Origin of the sequence: Fodinibius sp. (genome assembly GCF_034521915.1) — a bacterium.
GTDB lineage: Bacteria > Bacteroidota > Rhodothermia > Balneolales > Balneolaceae > Fodinibius.
On sequence record NZ_JAXHLU010000017.1, the window covers coordinates 36808 to 55215 of the forward strand.

Sequence of the window (18408 nt, forward strand, 5' to 3'; positions counted from 1 at the left end):
ATTCGGCGGCAGTTTTTTATTAACAGATTTATGCAGGTATGAGAACTAAAGAAAAAATTATAGAGAAAGTTCTGGCGGCGTGTGCTCTCATCACGATACTTACGACTATCGGAATTATTCTAATTCTCGCGGTTGAAGCCTTCAGTTTTTTTCAGGAAGTATCGTTTGTAGAATTTTTTACTTCAACACAATGGACGCCGCTTTTTACGCAAAAAAGCTATGGTATACTTCCACTTCTTTCGGGTACCGCATTAACAACGTTGATAGCCATTACAGTGGCGTTGCCCGTAGGTATTATTGTGGCCGTTTATCTTAACGAATACGCGAACGAAAAACTGAGGCGTGTTTTAAAGCCATTGTTAGAAGTTTTGGCTGTTGTACCAACAGTTGTTTATGGCTTCTTTGCACTGATGATTGTGACACCTTTTTTAAAGATGTTTATTCCTAATTTGGCAGGCTTTAATGCTCTTTCTCCCGGCATTGTTATAGGAATTATGATTATTCCGTTTGTCTCTTCTCTTAGCGAGGATGCGTTGAGTTCGGTACCTGATTCGCTTCGCCAGGCCTCATTTGGTATGGGATCTACCAAGTTCCAGACTGCCTTTCGGGTGATGGTTCCGGCGGCATCTTCCGGAATTATTGTGTCGGCTATTTTGGCATTATCGCGAGCCGTAGGAGAAACAATGATTGTAGCTATTGCTGCAGGTATGCAGCCCCGCTTTACATTTGATCCGACAGTTCCCATCCAGACCATTACCTCATATATTGTTCAGGTTAGCATGGGCGATGTCCCGCATGGATCCATCGCTTACCAAACGATTTTTGCCGCAGGTATTACACTTTTTGTGTTCACTTTTATCCTGAACAACATCAGCTATTGGATTAAATCGAGATATCAGGAAAAATATGAATAACGCTCAAAAAAGCAGATTACTTGATAAAGGATTTAGATACTTTGGAATCGGTGTAACGGTTTCATGTGTGTTGGTATTAGCGATATTTATAGGATTTGTCATCTATATGGGGCTTGACCGACTCAGCTGGGAGTTTTTGATAAATCTGCCATCTCGTTTTGCTGAACAGTCCGGTATTTACACGGCTTGGATTGGAACGGTTTGGGTGCTGGTATTTACCACCCTGATATCATTTCCGCTGGGTGTTGGGGCTGGAATCTACCTGGAAGAATACGGTAAAAAAAATAAGCTGGCTACCTTATTGGAAATCAATATTGCCAACTTGGCCGGCGTACCTTCTGTCATATATGGTCTGTTGGGTCTGGAAGTATTTGTTCGTATGATGAAGATGGGTAATAGTATTTTAGCCGGTTCGCTGACGTTAGCTCTGCTTATTTTACCAATCATTATTGTGTCTACACGAGAGGCACTTAGTGCGGTACCCAGTACTGTTCGTGATGCATCGAATGCACTGGGAGCCTCAAAGTGGCAGACCATTTGGAACCAGGTATTGCCTGCTTCGTTCGGAGGAATACTAACGGGGGTTATTTTGGCTTTGTCCAGGGCAGTAGGCGAAACAGCCCCGCTTATAATAGTTGGGGCATTAGCTTATGTACCCTTTGCACCATCGGGTCCGTTGGATGAGTTTACCGTACTTCCAATTCAGATTTTTAACTGGGTAACGCGTCCACAGCACGAATTTTTAATTAATGCCGCTGCTGCTATTATCGTATTATTATTAATTACCTTTGTCATGAATGGCATTGCAGTATATCTGCGTAACAAATGGCAGCGAAAAATAAATTGGTAAGCAACATTTTTTTAATCAGGTTATCATAACCATGGAATCAGAGACAACACAGAGTTCGAAACCGAAGACAACAAAAGTTGAAACGAAGCCAAAGCTTAATTCCAAGAATCAATCATATAAGTTACAGGCTAAAAATGTGGATGTCTTCTATGATGATTTCCAAGCTATTGAAAATATCAGTTTGAATATTATAGAACAATCCATCACTGCTTTTATTGGTCCCTCGGGATGTGGTAAATCAACGTTTTTGCGGCTGTTTAATAGGATGAATGATTATATTGATGGGTTTCATATGAATGGTGATATATATTTGGATAACAAAGATATATATGATTCATCTATAAATGTTGAAGAGCTTCGAAAATTGGTTGGAATGGTTTTCCAAAAGCCAAATCCTTTTCCAAAATCTATTTATGAAAATGTAGCCTATGGACTCCGTATTCAGGGTATAAAGGATGAAGAATTTATTGAGAATCGCGTCATCGAATCCCTAAAACAGGCCACGCTGTATAGCGAGATAGAAGGTAAGCTGGATAAACAGGCGCTGACATTATCCGGTGGACAGCAGCAGCGATTATGTATTGCACGGGCTTTGGCGGTAAAACCCTCGGTAATACTGATGGACGAGCCTACTTCGGCGCTTGATCCTATATCATCGGGTAAAATTGAGGACTTGATTCACGAGTTAAAGAAAGAATTTACCATTGTTATTGTAACCCATAACATGCAGCAGGCAGCGCGCGTCAGTGATAATACCGCTTTCTTGTATATGGGAAAATTGATAGAATATGGGGATACACAAAAAATATTTACCAACCCGGAAAAAGATCGCACACAAAATTATATTACGGGTCGATTTGGATAAAAATTCATCAGCTTGTAAACGACTAAAAGATATTTAAAATGGCACCACAATACTTAGACAGCGAACTTAAATTATTAAAGGATAATGTGTTAGAGCTGATGTTTTTGGTTAAAAATCAGCTCGAAAAGGGACAGAAAGCTCTCCAGGAATTTGACGAGGAGCTGGCTCACGAAATTATGGCCAACGAAAAGAGGGTAGATAGTCTGGAGCTAACTATCGATCGGGATTGTGAGAATTTGTTAGCTCTTCACAATCCTGTGGCTGTTGACCTGCGTTTTGTGATGGCAGCCTTTAAAATTAATTCTGATTTAGAACGCATCGGCGACCACGCTAATAGTATTGCCAAATACATTGTAGATATCGGTCATAAAATTGATGATAAAACCGTTAAGGCAATGCGCCTGGAGGAGATGTATGATACATCCAACAAAATGGTCAGCAATATTTTCAATGCGTTCATTACCGAGGATACCGACTTGGCCCGTAAGGTGTTTCGGCTGGATGAAACCCTTAATCAAATTAATCGGGAGGTGTCTGGATCTACGGCTGAACTTATTGAACAGGATGTAAGCCAGACCAAAAATTACCTATACCTCTTTTCTATTGTCAGAAAACTGGAACGGGTGGGAGATCTTTCCAAAAATATTGCAGAAGAGCTCATCTTTTTTATTGAAGCAAAGGTGCTTAAGCATAAGAAGATGAAATCAAAAAATAACAACGGCAATAATTCTGAGAATTTGTAGGTTTTTATTTTTATTGGGATGATTTCTACTAACGGACTCAAAAGTGATCAACGTCCGATAGTAGTGACTTAGCAAAAACGATCAGCACACAAAATATATTTCAATGAAGCGTATTATACTGTATGCCATACTATGGCTATGCCTGTATACTACATCTGCATTTGCCCAGGTTTCGGTAGGGGATCAGGGTGAATTCAGCGGCCTTGTTTACAGTGACTATTACTGGATGGCCCAGCATCATAACGATGATATCGAGGGTAAAAATGGTTTTTGGTTTCGCCGGATTTACGCGACCTATGAACATGGATTAAGCAATGGATTTTCTACTCGTCTGCGACTCGAAATGAATTCGTCAGGAGATTTTCAGTCCGACTCAGAAATGATACCCAACGTAAAAGATGCGTATTTGAAATGGCAGAACGAAAATCACCAGTTTTTAGTGGGCATTTCAGGATCACCACTTTTTGGCACAACTGAGGATGTCTGGAGCTATCGTTCTATACAAAAAGCTCCTCAGGATTTATATGATTTTGGGAGTTCCCGTGATTTTGGCCTTTCATTTAAAGGAGAGTTCGGGAATAATGAAGCCTTTAACTATCATCTGTTTTTAGGTAATGGAAATAGCAACAAGCCAGAAATTGACAAGGGTAAAAAGGTGAGTTTGGCGCTCTCCTATAACTTTACCGGCAATATAGTAATCGAAGGCTATGGGGATTATCACAGCCGCACGAACAACCCCGATAGTTATACCGCACAAATATTTGGTGGATATAAATCCGAACAATTGAATGCAGGATTACTTTATTCATCACAATATCGAGAGTCTGAACTGGGCAACCCGTCGCAAGATCTGGATTTGGTTTCTGTTTTTACCAACTTCACAATCAATGAAGATATAAGTGGATATATCCGGGCTGATCATCTTTTTGACGGATATCCCAATGGGGGTGATAATTCATATATTCCCTTTGCAGAGAATGTGGAGTCTACTTTTATAGTAGGGGGATTGGATATTAGCCTATCCGATCAGGTTCACCTGATGCCAAATATTGAGAGTATTATCTACGGTGAAAATTTGCAGGAGAACATACCTGACACTGATATTATTCCGCGCCTAACTTTATTTTATGAGTTTTAATTATTGCGGATAATCTCTTGTAATAAATCTTATTGGTGTTACAGTTAACATTAAAGAGTAATCCTGATTACATTAGCTGTGCATCCAAATCCCAATAAAACAGATATACTGTGAGCTCTGAAGTAACGCTAAAACATATTGCCGAGGCTTTGGGGGTTTCGGCTATGACGGTTTCCCGGGCGTTAAACGACCGCGACAATGTAGATAAAGAGACCAAGAAGCGCATTCGCAATAAAGCGCAAAGCATGGGCTATACGCCTAACCGGGTAGCTAAAAGCCTGGTATCGCGAAAAACACACACTATAGGGGTCGTTATACCCGAAATTACGCACGCTTTTTTTCCCGAAGTAGTGCGGGGTATTGAGGAGGTGGCTTATAAATCTGATTATCAACTTTTTCTTACTAACGCCAACGAGCAATTTGAACGTGAAAAAGAGGCTATTGAAACGCTTCGAGCACAGCGCGTGGATGGTATATTAGTATCTTCATCTCTTACTCGCGAAGATTACGCTTTTTATGAAAGTATTATAGAGGGTGGGGCAAAGGTTGTCTTTTTTGACCGTTGTATAGAGGATATCGGAGCCAGCTGTGTTAGCGTAAATGACCGGGAGAGTTCACAGAAAATAACCGAGCATCTCATACTTGAGCATCAATACAGTAAGATTGCCCATCTGAGCGGTCCGCAAAAAGTATCGATTGGACGAGAACGCCTGCAGGGATTTTTGGATGCCATGAATGCACAAGATATTCCCATTAATGAAGATTGGATTGTTCAGGCCGGTTTCCGTGAAGATACCGGATACGAGGCTATGTGGAGTCTTTTGCAAAATAATGCCGGGAATTTACCTCAAGCCGTAGTGGCTGTAAATGATCCAACCGCTATTGGAGCTATCGATGCCATCCGGGATTTTGGGTTATCTATCCCCGAAGATATTGCCATCGTTGGTTTTACGGACGACATCCGCTCACCGCTTTTGGATCCGCCGCTAACCACCATCCACCAATCGGCCTACGAAATAGGAGAGGAGGCGGCAAAAAAACTGATACAAACGATTGAAGAAGAGGATACTGAGATCGAAAAAATTGAGGTGCCGACTACGCTCCAAATTCGATCATCGTGTGGATGCAGTTATGACTAAGTCCTGCCGGATAAGTTTAATTTAAGTCCAAGCTAAAAATAATTTGATTCACTCGAACATACTCCTATATTTTTAACTGAATATGTTATCGTTAACATATAAGATTTCCAACTTCCTGTGATTGGTTTCATTTAATTGAAATAGTGCTATGCTTCGAAGTTATGTACTTATTGGGTTTTTAAGTTTGATAGTGATCAGTTGCGGAAGTGACTCTACCATAAATAAGGGTAGTGGGGACGATGATAACGGTTCGAATAAACCGCCTGAGGAAACAACCGGTGATTTTGTGATGGGGGCTGACTTGTCGTATGTCAATCAAATTTTGGATCATGGAGGCACCTACCGGGATTCAAGTGAAGTAGAAAATCCCTATAAATTATTCAGTGAATATGGGACTGACGTGGCCCGATTTCGTCTTTGGCATGATCCGGAATGGACGGCTACGGTGTATGAAGGAGAAAATAATCCTATGTATAACGACCTTGCGGATGTTACCGAGGCCATCAGTCGGGCCAAGGAACATGGTATGGCCATTAACCTCGATATCCATTATTCCGATACCTGGGCCGATCCCAGTCAACAAAAAATTCCCGAGGCATGGCGCAATATAACCAGTCTGGATGCCCTTAAAGATGCCGTGTACAATTATACCCGAGAAACTCTTGAGCATCTTGATGAGCAGGGATTAATGCCTGAATACGTGCAGATTGGCAATGAAACGAATTGCGGACTGATGTACAGTAATGCACCGCAGAATTTTCCGAGGCTCAATGTCTGTGATGGTAATAATTGGGCGAATGCCGGAGAATTGATCAATAGCGGCATTGAGGCCGTCCGGGATGTGGCTTCCAATTCAGATGTGGATACAAAAATCATTTTGCATATCGCTCAACCTGAAAACGTATCCTGGTGGTTCGATAATATGACGACGACAGGCAATGTTACTGATTTTGATATTATTGGATTCTCCTATTACACACCGTGGTCCAAGGTGCCGCTGGAACAAATTAGCGATCATGTTTCTGATTTTAGCGATGCTTTTGACAAAGAAGTGATGGTTGTCGAGGCAGCCTATCCGTGGACGATGGACTATGCCGATGATTATAATAACAAATTTGGCCAAGATGCCCTTGTCAGTGGATATCCGGCCACCAAAGAAGGGCAGCGCGATTTTATGATTGATCTCACTAAAGAAATTATGGATGGCGGCGGAACTGGTCTCATGTACTGGGAGCCGGCTTGGATTACCTCAAATATGAAAACCCAGTGGGGAACAGGTTCAGCTTGGGAAAATAATACGTTCTTTGATTTTGAAGGCAATGTCCACTCGGGCATCGAATATATGCAGCATGAATATGAACGCAATTAATGGTTTAATGATCTCAACAATATTAAAGAGGTGCTTCGTATTTCTCATTCCGTTGTTTCTTCTTATTGGGTGTGGACTCGAAAAAAACTCATCAGAATTTACGGATAATACCACGCTCAATTTTAATGCTGATTGGCAGTTTGTCCGCGATGTGGATACGACCGTTACTGATGACTTTTTCAGCAAACAGAGCGAACTGGAATGGGAAGATGTCGCGCTGCCGCATACGGCACATATCGAGCCGTTGGTTATTGAAGATCAGCAGTGGCAGGGAACAGCTTTCTATCGCAAATTTTTTGAGGTCGCATCCAAAAACAGCGACAAAAGAATTGCTATAAAGTTTGGTGCGGCTATGCACGAAGCCGATGTGTATCTCAATGGCGAAAAGCTGTCCAAGCATAAAGGTGGTTATCTGCCATTTGTAGTGGATATTACCGATGAGGTAAAGTTTGATCAGGAAAATGTGGTGCTGGTGAAGCTTAATAACGAAGATAATCCGACCATTCCGCCCGGGAAGCCCATTGAAAATCTGGATTTCAATTATTTTAGCGGGCTCTATCGTAACGCATACTTGTTGGTTGATGATAAGCTTCATATCTCTGATCCCATTGCTGCTGATCGCGTGGCCGGTGGAGGGCTGTTGGTACGCAGTTCGGAGGTGACAGATAAGTCGGCGACCGTTCACGTTCAAACTGATCTGCTTAATTCCGGCGATCAACCGCAGTCAGGAGTGGTGAGAACGGTACTGCGTGATGAACAGGGCAAGGTAATTGGAGAGAAACAGACTACCGCTAAACAAATTGCCGTAGGGGACTTTATGGAAATTGAGCAGAAATTTATGGTTTCCAATCCCAACTTATGGTCACCTGATAATCCATATCTGTATACCGTCACGGTAGCGCTTGAAAAAGAGGGAGAAGTGGTTGATACCAAGCAAGAGAATATCGGCATTCGCACCTTCCATTTTAATGATGAAGGGCAGTTTGTACTCAATGGAGAGGTACTGCAACTAAGAGGCACTAATCGCCATCAATCTTATCCATATATCGGCTATGCGCTTTCGGATAATGCCCAGTACCGTGATGCCTACAAGATAAAACAGGCAGGCTTTAATTTTATCCGCACGGCTCATTACCCACCGTCGCCTGCTTTTTTGGATGCTGCCGACGAGCTGGGACTACTGTTTATGAATGCCATTCCCGGCTGGCAGTTTTTTGGGGATCAGGAGTTCCGGCAGCTGGCCTATCGCGATATCCGTGATATGATTCGACGCGACCGCAATCATCCCAGCATTGTGCTTTGGGAGGCCTCACTGAACGAATCTGACATGACGAAGTCGTTCATGGATAGTGCGCATGCCATTGTTCACGAAGAACTGCCTTTCGAAAATACGTATTCTTCGGGGTGGATAGATTATGCCTACGACGTGTTTATTCCGGCACGTCAACACGCTGATCCGCCCGAATACTGGAATAATTATGAAACTGATAAACCCTATTTAATTGCTGAATATGGCGACTGGGAATACTATGCACATAACGCCGGGTTTAATCAGGATGAATTTGAGGATCTTAACGGAAGAAGCCCGGAATTCGCGTCAGCTTCGCGGCGACGGACAAAAACGATTGGCCCAGCAAGCACTCAATTTTCAGGAAGCACATAACAGTAATCGAAAGGGCAACTCTTTTGGGGATGCCAACTGGGTGATGTTTGATTATAACCGCGGGTATGCCGATAACCTGGAAGCTTCGGGTATTCGCGATATATTCCGCATTCCTAAATTTTCCTATTACTTCTATCGTAGTCAGGCCGGACCTAATTTAGAGCTCGGCGCCAAGTTTGGAAAGCCAATGATTTACATAGCCAATTATTGGTCGGATGGAGATTTTACGACTGCCAAAGTATACAGTAATACCGAAGAAGTAGAGCTGTTTTTGAATGGAGAATCATTAGGACGTCAACTGCCCGACAGTAATCGCGTTTCCAGTCATTTGAATCATCCGCCGTTCAATTATCATATTGACGAATTTGAACCGGGAACGCTTCGGGCTGTCGGCTATATCGATGGGGAAGAGGTTGTCGAACATATCCAAACCACGCCGGATAAACCCTCTGCTATTGACTTGGAAGTAGATTTTAGCAACAAACCGCTCGAAGCCGGACAAAAAGATGTAGTGTTTGTGTATGCTTCAGTGGTGGATGAAAACGGAACTGTGGTTCCCGATGCCGAACATGAGATCCGTTTTGAAATTGAGGGTAATGCAGAGCTGATTGGGCAGAATCCCATCAGTGCCGAAGCGGGCGTTGCTACTATTTTATTGCGAGCTGGAAATGAGAAAGGTTCCGTATCCATTACCGCAATAAATAATGAATTAGAACAGGCAACTAAGGAAATTAAAATAGAATGATTATTTAGTAGCCTATTTAACTCAGTGTCACCCTGAATTTATTTCAGGGTCTATTACAACAGATGCTGAAACAAGTTCAGCATGACATGATGGGCTTTAATTAAAAGATGATTCAATCCTCCTGTCCTCCTTCTCCAAGGAGGAACTTATGTTATAAGGGATATCCCTCTTGGAGAAGAGGGACTAAGGGAGATTGATGATAATATGGATGACAAATAGCTACTAAATACAGATTATTATGAAAAATCAATTCATCGTTTCATTTTTGTTATTAATTGTATTCATCTCCTCAATTCAGCTATTATTTGCACAAGACTCTACTGAAGCCGAAGGCACCGTTGATATCACCTATGCCGTAGGTGCTGATATGTCATTTTTGAAAAGTGCCGAAGAGAATGGCAAAGAGTTCAAGGACAATGGCGAAGTTAAACCGGGTCTGGATATTTTTCGAGACCACGGCTACAACTGGATACGCCTGCGCCTGTTTCATTCTCCTGATGAGCTTCCCAATGATTTGGAATATACGATCGAATTAGCACAAGAAGCTGAAAAACGAGGATATAAATTCCTGCTGGACTACCATTATGCCGATAGCTGGGCCGATCCAGGAAAACAGCCTATTCCTGCCGCCTGGAAAGGATTGTCGGTAGATGTATTGGCCGATTCTGTCTATCAGTACACAAAAAATACGATTGAAGCCTTTCGGGAAGCTGGAGTGATGCCGGAGATGGTGCAGATCGGCAATGAAACCCGAAATGGCATGCTTTGGCCCACCGGTAAACTTCCCGAAAATTGGGACAATTTTGCCAAGCTGGTGAAAGCCGGAGTGGATGGTGTGGATGCCGGACGAGGTCAGGCCGCACGTCCGCTGATTATGATCCATTACGACCAGGGCGCCGATGCTGATGGGACAAAAAAGTATTACGACAAATTCAATTCTTACAACATTCCCTATGATATTATCGGGTTGTCGTACTATCCCTGGTGGCACGGAAATCTGTTAGAGTTTCGCGAAAACCTGCTATCGCTCGTCAATAATTTCACCAAGGACATCATTTTGGTAGAAACGGCTTATCACTGGCAGCCATCGGAGTATGAGGATACCATTGCACCATATCCCGAAACGCCCGAGGGACAACGCGAGTTTTTGGAATCCGTTAATGAAACGCTGCTTAATATCTCATCCCCAAAAATAAAAGGCATTTTTTGGTGGGAGCCGGCCGTACAAGGTGGCTTAGGGGCACGGAGTTTCTTCGATGAAGAGGGTAACGCCTTACCAGTGATGGATGTATTCAATAAATATCGTTTGGGACAAAAGGAGGAAGAGGGAATTCCGGATTGAAGCATTATTTAAACCCGTCAATATATTAATTGAAGGTTCGAATTCTTATGGATCCAGATATTATAAATGTGGAACAGCAGGAACTGGAAGCCTTGCCGGTTATTGAGCTCGAAAATGATGAGTTAAGGATTGCTATTGTCCCCGATTTGGGTGGTAAAATGATCAGCCTTGAGAGTAAGCAGAGGGGCACACAGTTTTTAAAAGAACCTGCCGAAGATTTTCATATTTATTCACAACCTGATTATGGAGAGGATTTTTTACCTCCCTATGCTGCCGGATTTGATGAATGTTTTCCAAATGTTTCTCCTTCGAAATATGAGTTCAAAGGAGAGGTGCTTGAACTTCCTGATCATGGCGAACTTTGGACAAAATCCTGGAAATATAAAGAAGGCGAGAATTCTATCTCGTTATGGACACATGGGGAGCAGTTAAATTATCGTTTTGCAAAACATATCGAACTTGAGGGTCCAACTATTCAAATCACGTATGAACTCGAGAGCCTGGAAGAAGTGCCATTTGAGTATATTTGGTCTGCCCATCCCTTGCTGAATATTGCAGAAGGCGACCAGCTGTTACTTCCAGGTCAGATATCTGAAGTGGTATTAAATTGGGCATCAGATCCGAATGTCGGTGATTTGGGAGATCGGCTGGCATGGCCAGAAATACTTGGGAATAATTCAAATATTGATTTTAATTACGTACAGAATAAATCAATGGAATTTGCGGTCAAGTTATTTTCTGACCGTTTGACAAATGGCATCGCCGGATTGTATAAACAACAAACTGACGAAACACTCTTGTTTTCATTCGACACAGAACAGGTTCCTTTTTTAGGACTTTGGCTTTGCTATGGAGGATGGCCGGCCGATACCAAAGAGAAAGAGTATACATTGGCTTTAGAACCCTGTAATGCTCGTCCCGATTCACTTGTTGAGGCATGTAAGTGGGGTGACCAACAGCAAATATCTCCCTTGAGCATCAAGTGTTGGGAAGTGAAAATATCTGTTGCTAATGGTAAAAAACATCTTTAAACGTTTAAACTTATAGTACAATTTTATGGAGTTTTCTTTAATAGATACGATTGTTTTCTGTGCCTATGCCTTAATGATTGTAGCGCTAGGGCTATGGGTCTCGCGTGAGGAAAAGGGACATCAAAAAACGGCAGAGGACTATTTTTTGGCCGGTAAATCACTGCCTTGGTGGGCTATTGGAGCTTCCCTTATTGCCGCTAATATTTCGGCCGAGCAAATTATCGGAATGTCCGGTTCAGGTTTTGCGGTGGGATTGGCTATTGCTTCGTACGAATGGATGGCCGCGGTTACACTTATTATCGTAGGAAAATATCTGCTTCCCATCTTTATCGAAAAGGAAATTTTTACCATTCCGGAATTTGTAGAAAAACGTTTTAACACGACACTTAAAACGATTTTAGCTGTCTTTTGGATTGCGCTATTTGTCTTTGTAAATCTTACCACTGTACTTTATTTGGGGGCATTAGCTCTTGATACTATCATGGGTACGGGCAATGGCGATCTGATGATATACGCTCTTATCGGTTTGTCGGCTATTGCTGCTGCGTACTCCTTGTATGGCGGACTTGCGGCTGTTGCCTGGACTGATGTGTTGCAGGTTGGGTTGCTGGTTTTGGGCGGCTTAGTAGTAACATTTGCCGGGCTTTATAATCTCACACCCGACGGAGGCATTTTTAACGGCATAGCTCATCTGTATGAGGTGGCAGGCGATAAATTTGATATGATTCTTGATCAATCGAATCCTGAATTTAGTAACCTCCCGGGTATTGCGGTACTAATAGGAGGAATGTGGGTTGCCAATTTATATTACTGGGGATTCAACCAGTATATTATACAACGTACATTGGCTGCAAAGTCATTAAAAGAATCCCAAAAGGGAATTATTTTTGCCGGCTTTTTGAAACTTGTTATTCCACTGATTGTCGTTATCCCGGGCATTATTGTGTACGTTCTGTTTACTCAGCCTGAGGGGACTACCCAAATTTCGGGGGTTGTGGATGTCTTCACCAAGGCAGACGGAAGTATTCAATATGATAATGCTTATCCATGGCTGATGAAGGTTTTTCTGTCGCCCGGATTTTTGGGATTAGTGGTTGCAGCTCTTGCCGCAGCTATTGTTTCGTCTATGGCTTCGATGCTTAATTCAGTGGCGACGATCTTTACGATGGATATTTATATTCCGTATTTCAATCCAGATGCCACAGATAAACAGACGGTAAATATGGGGCGAATTTCGGCTTCTGTAGCACTTGTAACAGCCATTATAGTTGCACCGCAACTTGATAATGTACCCCAGGTTTTTCAGTACATCCAAGAGTACACCGGAATGGTAAGCCCGGGAATATTGGCAGTATTTTTAATGGGACTGTTCTGGAAGAAAACGACGTCCAAAGGTGCCATCTACGGGGTACTTTCTTCAATTGTAATTGCGGTATTTTTGAAGACCCCGGCTGTACAGCTTCCGTTTTTGGATCAGATGCTGTACACACTCATCCTTACTATTGTCATTATTATGGGCGTCAGCTTGACGACGAATCCGCATGATGAAGATCCCAAAGCTATTCACACGACCTCTGAGATGTTTAAAACCAGTCCGGCTTTTAATATTGGAGCGTATGTTATTCTGGTAATTGTAGCGGTATTGTATGCCGTATTCTGGTAAGCATAATGCTAACGTTTAAATTATTGGTTGATGGAACAATTGATTCAACAGATTAAAAAGGAGTTTCAACATCGTTTTGGCGACAGTTATAAGCTGATAAAATCGCCTGGACGTGTGAATTTAATTGGCGAACATACCGATTATAACGATGGATTTGTACTTCCCGCCGCGATAGATAAAGGAATTGTTTTGGCGATAAATCCCAATAATACGAATACCTGTCGTTTTTATGCCGTTGATAAAAAGGAATCGTTTGAAACTGAAATTTCCGGTAATCTCAAAAAAAGTGACCAGGGGTGGCCCAACTATTTACTGGGCGTGGTCGATCAGCTCCGAAAGCATGGTTTTGAGGTTGACGGATTTGATTGTGTATTTGGTGGTAACGTGCCCATTGGAGCGGGCATGTCGTCGTCGGCAGCGTTAGAATGTGGGGTACTTTTTGGATTGGCTGAGCTCAACGGTTGGGATATTCCACCTGTAGAGATGGCGAAGATTGCCCAAAAGGCAGAAAACGAATTTGTAGGCGTACAGTGTGGTATCATGGATCAGTTTGCCAGTTTAAATGGTAAAGAAGGATATGCTCTGAAACTGGATTGTCGCAGCCTTGATTATGAATACTTTCCTTTCAACCGGGATGATATCCAGATAGTTTTGTGTGATACGCAGGTGCGTCGGGAGTTGGCTTCATCAGAATATAATATGCGCCGGGAGCAGTGCGAGCAGGGCGTGGAAATTTTGCAGCAGTGGAATCCCGAAATTGAGAGCCTTCGAGATGTTGAACTGACCCTGCTATTTCAGCATGAACAAGATATGGATCCGACTATTTTTAAGCGATGTAAATATGTGGTTGAAGAAAACAAACGGGTTATCCAGGCTTGTAATGACTTGCACCAAGGTGCGATGGATTCATTTGGACAACGTATGTACCAGTCGCATGCCGGTCTTCGCCATGAATATGAGGTGAGCTGTGAGGAGCTGGATGTACTGGTTAATATCGCCCGCAACCTAGAAGGGGTATTTGGCGCGCGCATGATGGGTGGCGGATTTGGCGGTTGTACTATCAATGTAGTCCAGGAAGATCATGTTGATTCTTTTACGAATCAGATCAAAGAAAAATATGAGAAGCAGATGGATAAGGAGATAAAAGTATATCGAACGAAAGTATCTTCCGGTACGCATTTAATATCCAGCTAGAATGTAATTTCGTCTTAATTAACATTAAATAGATAAGTCTATGTCACTTGATCTCGATAATCATTCGCATCGTCGCTGGAATCCATTAACCGGGGAATGGGTGCAAGTATCTCCTCACCGTGCCAAGCGACCTTGGCAGGGACAAGAGGAAGAAACACCGGGCGATGAAAAACCTGAATATGATCCCGAATGTTATTTGTGTCCTGGGAATGATCGCGCGGGGGATGCCAGTAATCCGGAGTATGAATCGACCTTTGTATTTACGAATGATTTTAGTGCGTTAAAGCCTGATGTGCCATCTGAAGTGATTAACACAGATGACCTGTTGGTGGCAAAGGGAGAAAAGGGCATCTGTCGTGTGATTTGCTTTTCGCCCCGACACGACTTAACGCTGCCCGAGATGGAGTTATCCCAAATTCGAGATGTGGTTGATTTATGGGTTGACGAATACACGCAGCTGGGCAATCGGGACTATATCAACTACGTGCAAATTTTTGAAAACAAGGGTGAAATTATGGGATGCAGCAACCCGCACCCACACGGACAGATCTGGGCGCAAGATACTATTCCTGATGAACCTGCCAAGGAACTGGCTCGACAAACCGAGTATTACAAAAAACATGGGAATACGTTGCTCTCTGATTATTTAGATCTGGAAATGAAGCTTGATGAGCGTGTGGTAGTATCTAACGAGCATTTTGCAGTGCTGGTCCCGTACTGGGCCTTCTGGCCGTTTGAGACGTTGTTAATTAGCCGCACTCCATTTGGTCGGTTTACAGATATGACCGAAAGTGAGAAGGATGCGTTAGCTGATATTGTAAAACAGATAACGGTAAAATATGACAATATTTTTGAGGTATCGTTTCCATACTCGGCCGGATTTCATCCCGCCCCAACGGATGGAGAAGAGCATCCCGAATGGCATTTTCATATGCATTTTTATCCACCGTTATTGCGTTCAGCAACTGTTAAAAAGTTTCGGGTGGGATATGAAATGCTTGGAACCCCTCAGCGCGATATAACCCCTGAAGCCAGTGCTGAACTCATTAAGGAGCTATCTGGTGTACACTATAAAAGGCGATAAATCGCTTGGTAATAAAGTTTAATTAGATTAATCAGTTTTACTTCTATAAGGCTTTGCAAAACCATTCTGTCATCGCGAATGTAATGTGGCGATCTCCTTTTAGAATCTTTAATCGGGAGATTGCCTGCCTATGCCGAAGCTTTTTTACACAGGTGCCATATACAGAAAGGCTCCGCGCAGGCAGGCTTCTCAGGCTCGCAATGACAAGCTAAATTTTGAGGGTTTTGCAAAGGCCTCTTCTATTCTAATAGTTCTTCCGGTTGCCAAGGCTCATTACGATTTTGATAGGTATTGGAAATTTTGATCACATCATCCTGAGTTATTTGCGAATAATCACCATTACTCCTATCCCGCAGATAATTGATTATGGCTGCTATTTCTGCCGTGCTGAGTCGGGCCTTAAATGAGGGCATACTACCATTATAGGTATTTCCATTTACTTGAATCTCTCCGCTCAATCCATCTCTGATTATTCGTACAGGAACTGATTTATCTCCTGTTATCCATTTTGAATTTAGAAGTGGAGGAAAGGCAATGCCCAACCCTTGGGCATTTTGGCCATGACAAGAAGCACAATTTTGAGTGTAAAGGTTAGCTCCATTTAGGAGGGAAGGATCTGCATTTTCATTTATAGGTTCATTTGAGGATTGATTGTTTTCCGGAACCATGTTCTTCATCTTGCCGTATCCGTCACCCATTTGTCGATGTTGCCTTGCTCTTTCAGGATGATTCATCTGCTCATGTCGGCGGGCCATCTGTTGATGCATGCTCTGCATTTGACTATACCATTCTTGGCTCATTCTATTTTGCATATGTCTACGCATCTGTCGGCGCTTTTTCATTTGTTTGTCCCCCTGGTTCATACCCATGCCTTTTTTTCTTTGGCCGGACATCATGTGTTTGTGATTTTCAGCCATTTGTTGATGCATCTTTTGCATCTGCAAGTAGAGCGTTTTCATTTCATCTGGCATTGAAGCAGAATCCTGTTTGAATTTCTCAAGCGTAGTTTTATAGGATTTCTGCATTGATTCAAAGCTAGATTGCATCTGTCGATGTTGGGATTTGCTCATCTGGGAAGAGTCGCCCATCTGACATCCTGATAGCGAAACAAATACTAAGAGAAGAAGGATTCTGAAAAACATAACCAGTAATTTCATAAATAGGTAATTATCACAATTCGAATACTTCGTTTAATAAAATACAGGAAGCAGTGTGAATCATAAATATACTTCATCTTTTATAAAATATTAGGTCTAAATTAATGGTTAAAGAAGGTTGTCATCAAAGGTAAAAGATGTGTATATTTAGCGCTCTCGAATTGATGTAATGCCCATTAATTTTGGGTGCTTAGCTCAGTTGGTTTAGAGCGCTACCCCGACACGGTAGAGGTCACTGGTTCGAATCCAGTAGCACCCACATACAGCTAAAGCCTGTTGCCCAATTGGGTATAACAGGCTTTTTCATTTTGACGCGAAAACGGTAATAGAAAGAAATGGCTCAACGCAGAGAAGCACGAGAAGCAGTTTTACAGGCCCTTTACGCTAATGAAATTGGAAAAGGAAGATGGGAGGATATTATCAAATCGGTGATAAAACCGAGGCTGTCGAATGATACCGAGATATTTAAATTTGCCGAACGATTGTTTCTTAAAATTGTAAATAATCAAGAACAGATAGACGAAATTATCCAGGAGCACTTAAATAACTGGCGATTGGGTCGGCTTAATACGATTGATCGGTTGTTGTTGCGTATAGCTATTACTGAGTTCCTTTATTATGAGCAGATTCCGACCAAGGTATCAATAAATGAGGCTATTGAAATTGCTAAGAAGTATTCGACAAAGAAATCCGGTAATTTTATTAACGGTATTTTAGATTCTGCACTCGAACAACTCAATAAAGATGGCCGTATCAATAAAAAGGGACGTGGACTTATTGAAACCTCATATAAATCATAAGGATTTACTATTGTGAGTGAACAGAAATATATAGCGGTTGGTGATATTCATGGTTGTTTCCATTCGATGAAAGCACTCCTGGAAAAATTGGAGCCTTTCTATGACCGGCAGTTCGTTTTTGTCGGAGATTATATAGATCGGGGTCCCGGTTCCAAACAGATCATTGATTATCTGTTGGAATTTAAGGAAAGAGTAGACTGTGTTTTTTTACGGGGTAATCATGAACAGATGTTATTGGATGCTATCCATCACAATAAAAAGGACTTATGGTTAATGAATGGGGGCAGGGCAACTATTGAGTCTTATGAGCCAGAACGGGGCGAAATAAAACTTCCTGATAGCCATATGGAATTTTATGAAAACACACGCTTGTATTACGATACGGAAAAATACTTTTTTGTCCATGCCGGACTTTCACCCGCGAGAACGATAGCCGATAGTATAAAAGATGAGAATGAAGTACAGGAATTTTTGTGGGAACGCTCCCATCTAAATGCTTTTGAAACTCCCTGGGAAAAGACGGTGGTATTTGGACATACGCCCAGACCGAAGCCCATCCAAAAAGAGAATATGATTGGAATTGATACCGGCTGTGTTTTTGACAGAGTGGGATATGGAAAATTAACAGCTGTGAAGTTGCCCGAAGAAGAATTTCTGCAACAAACAGCAATCGACTGAATTTTTGCTAACTAATTTGATTAATATTTTTAA

17 protein-coding genes and 1 tRNA gene are annotated in these 18408 nt (G+C 42.2%); 17 read left to right on the plus strand and 1 reads right to left on the minus strand.

Annotated elements, in window-relative coordinates; all coding sequences use genetic code 11:
- The first annotated feature begins 38 nt into the window (after nucleotides 1-38).
- The 14 genes from pstC to U5J89_RS12665 all read left to right on the plus strand — a co-directional run bounded on the left by pstC (nucleotide 39) and on the right by U5J89_RS12665 (nucleotide 15740).
- Nucleotides 39-914, plus strand: a complete 876-nt coding sequence (gene pstC / locus U5J89_RS12600; RefSeq protein WP_322575992.1) for a phosphate ABC transporter permease subunit PstC — start codon at nucleotides 39-41, stop codon at nucleotides 912-914.
- Complete coding sequence (pstA, locus tag U5J89_RS12605) at nucleotides 907-1764, plus strand: phosphate ABC transporter permease PstA (RefSeq protein WP_322575993.1); 858 nt, start codon at nucleotides 907-909, stop codon at nucleotides 1762-1764. The genes pstC and pstA overlap by 8 nt, the downstream gene beginning before the upstream one ends.
- A gap of 31 nt (nucleotides 1765-1795) precedes the next feature.
- Nucleotides 1796-2629, plus strand: a complete 834-nt coding sequence (pstB, locus tag U5J89_RS12610; protein WP_322575994.1) for a phosphate ABC transporter ATP-binding protein PstB — start codon at nucleotides 1796-1798, stop codon at nucleotides 2627-2629.
- 38 nt (nucleotides 2630-2667) lie between these two features.
- Nucleotides 2668-3372: a phosphate signaling complex protein PhoU gene (gene phoU / locus U5J89_RS12615; protein ID WP_322575995.1), complete on the plus strand. Its 705-nt coding sequence runs from the start codon at nucleotides 2668-2670 to the stop codon at nucleotides 3370-3372.
- Nucleotides 3373-3475: 103 nt separating this feature from the next.
- On the plus strand, nucleotides 3476-4510 hold the full coding sequence (locus tag U5J89_RS12620; protein WP_322575996.1) for a hypothetical protein: 1035 nt from the start codon (nucleotides 3476-3478) through the stop codon (nucleotides 4508-4510).
- A gap of 110 nt (nucleotides 4511-4620) precedes the next feature.
- Nucleotides 4621-5649, plus strand: coding sequence for a LacI family DNA-binding transcriptional regulator (locus U5J89_RS12625; RefSeq protein ID WP_322575997.1), 1029 nt, complete (start codon nucleotides 4621-4623; stop codon nucleotides 5647-5649).
- 148 nt (nucleotides 5650-5797) lie between these two features.
- Nucleotides 5798-7018 carry a glycoside hydrolase family 53 protein gene (locus U5J89_RS12630; protein ID WP_322575998.1) on the plus strand — a complete coding sequence of 407 codons (1221 nt, stop codon included), beginning with the start codon at nucleotides 5798-5800 and terminating at the stop codon, nucleotides 7016-7018.
- Between the two features lie 7 nt (nucleotides 7019-7025).
- On the plus strand, nucleotides 7026-8681 hold the full coding sequence (locus U5J89_RS12635; RefSeq protein ID WP_322575999.1) for a glycoside hydrolase family 2 protein: 1656 nt from the start codon (nucleotides 7026-7028) through the stop codon (nucleotides 8679-8681).
- Nucleotides 8581-9426, plus strand: a complete 846-nt coding sequence (locus U5J89_RS12640; protein ID WP_322576000.1) for a DUF4982 domain-containing protein — start codon at nucleotides 8581-8583, stop codon at nucleotides 9424-9426. The genes U5J89_RS12635 and U5J89_RS12640 overlap by 101 nt, the downstream gene beginning before the upstream one ends.
- A 238-nt stretch (nucleotides 9427-9664) precedes the next feature.
- Complete coding sequence (locus U5J89_RS12645; RefSeq protein WP_322576001.1) at nucleotides 9665-10768, plus strand: glycoside hydrolase family 53 protein; 1104 nt, start codon at nucleotides 9665-9667, stop codon at nucleotides 10766-10768.
- Between the two features lie 47 nt (nucleotides 10769-10815).
- Complete coding sequence (locus tag U5J89_RS12650; RefSeq protein ID WP_322576002.1) at nucleotides 10816-11799, plus strand: DUF5107 domain-containing protein; 984 nt, start codon at nucleotides 10816-10818, stop codon at nucleotides 11797-11799.
- Nucleotides 11800-11824: 25 nt separating this feature from the next.
- Nucleotides 11825-13462: a sodium/sugar symporter gene (locus U5J89_RS12655; protein WP_322576003.1), complete on the plus strand. Its 1638-nt coding sequence runs from the start codon at nucleotides 11825-11827 to the stop codon at nucleotides 13460-13462.
- Nucleotides 13463-13492: 30 nt separating this feature from the next.
- The gene (locus U5J89_RS12660) at nucleotides 13493-14656 is read left to right on the plus strand and encodes a galactokinase (RefSeq protein ID WP_322576004.1); all 1164 of its coding nucleotides are present in this window, start codon (nucleotides 13493-13495) and stop codon (nucleotides 14654-14656) included.
- A 40-nt stretch (nucleotides 14657-14696) separates the two neighbouring features.
- On the plus strand, nucleotides 14697-15740 hold the full coding sequence (locus tag U5J89_RS12665) for a UDP-glucose--hexose-1-phosphate uridylyltransferase (protein ID WP_322576005.1): 1044 nt from the start codon (nucleotides 14697-14699) through the stop codon (nucleotides 15738-15740).
- A 239-nt stretch (nucleotides 15741-15979) separates the two neighbouring features.
- Here U5J89_RS12665 and U5J89_RS12670 read toward each other — a convergent pair whose 3' ends face one another.
- Nucleotides 15980-16897, minus strand: coding sequence for a c-type cytochrome (locus U5J89_RS12670; RefSeq protein WP_322576006.1), 918 nt, complete (start codon nucleotides 16895-16897; stop codon nucleotides 15980-15982).
- Nucleotides 16898-17081: 184 nt separating this feature from the next.
- Between U5J89_RS12670 and U5J89_RS12675 the strand changes: the two genes are divergently transcribed.
- From U5J89_RS12675 to U5J89_RS12685, 3 genes are all read left to right on the plus strand, one after another.
- Nucleotides 17082-17156: transfer RNA gene (locus tag U5J89_RS12675), tRNA-Val, on the plus strand.
- Nucleotides 17157-17232: 76 nt separating this feature from the next.
- A complete protein-coding gene (nusB, locus tag U5J89_RS12680) occupies nucleotides 17233-17697 on the plus strand; it encodes a transcription antitermination factor NusB (RefSeq protein WP_322576007.1) in 465 nt (154 codons plus the stop codon).
- 12 nt (nucleotides 17698-17709) lie between these two features.
- A complete protein-coding gene (locus U5J89_RS12685) occupies nucleotides 17710-18375 on the plus strand; it encodes a metallophosphoesterase family protein (protein WP_322576008.1) in 666 nt (221 codons plus the stop codon).
- Nucleotides 18376-18408 lie beyond the last annotated feature (33 nt).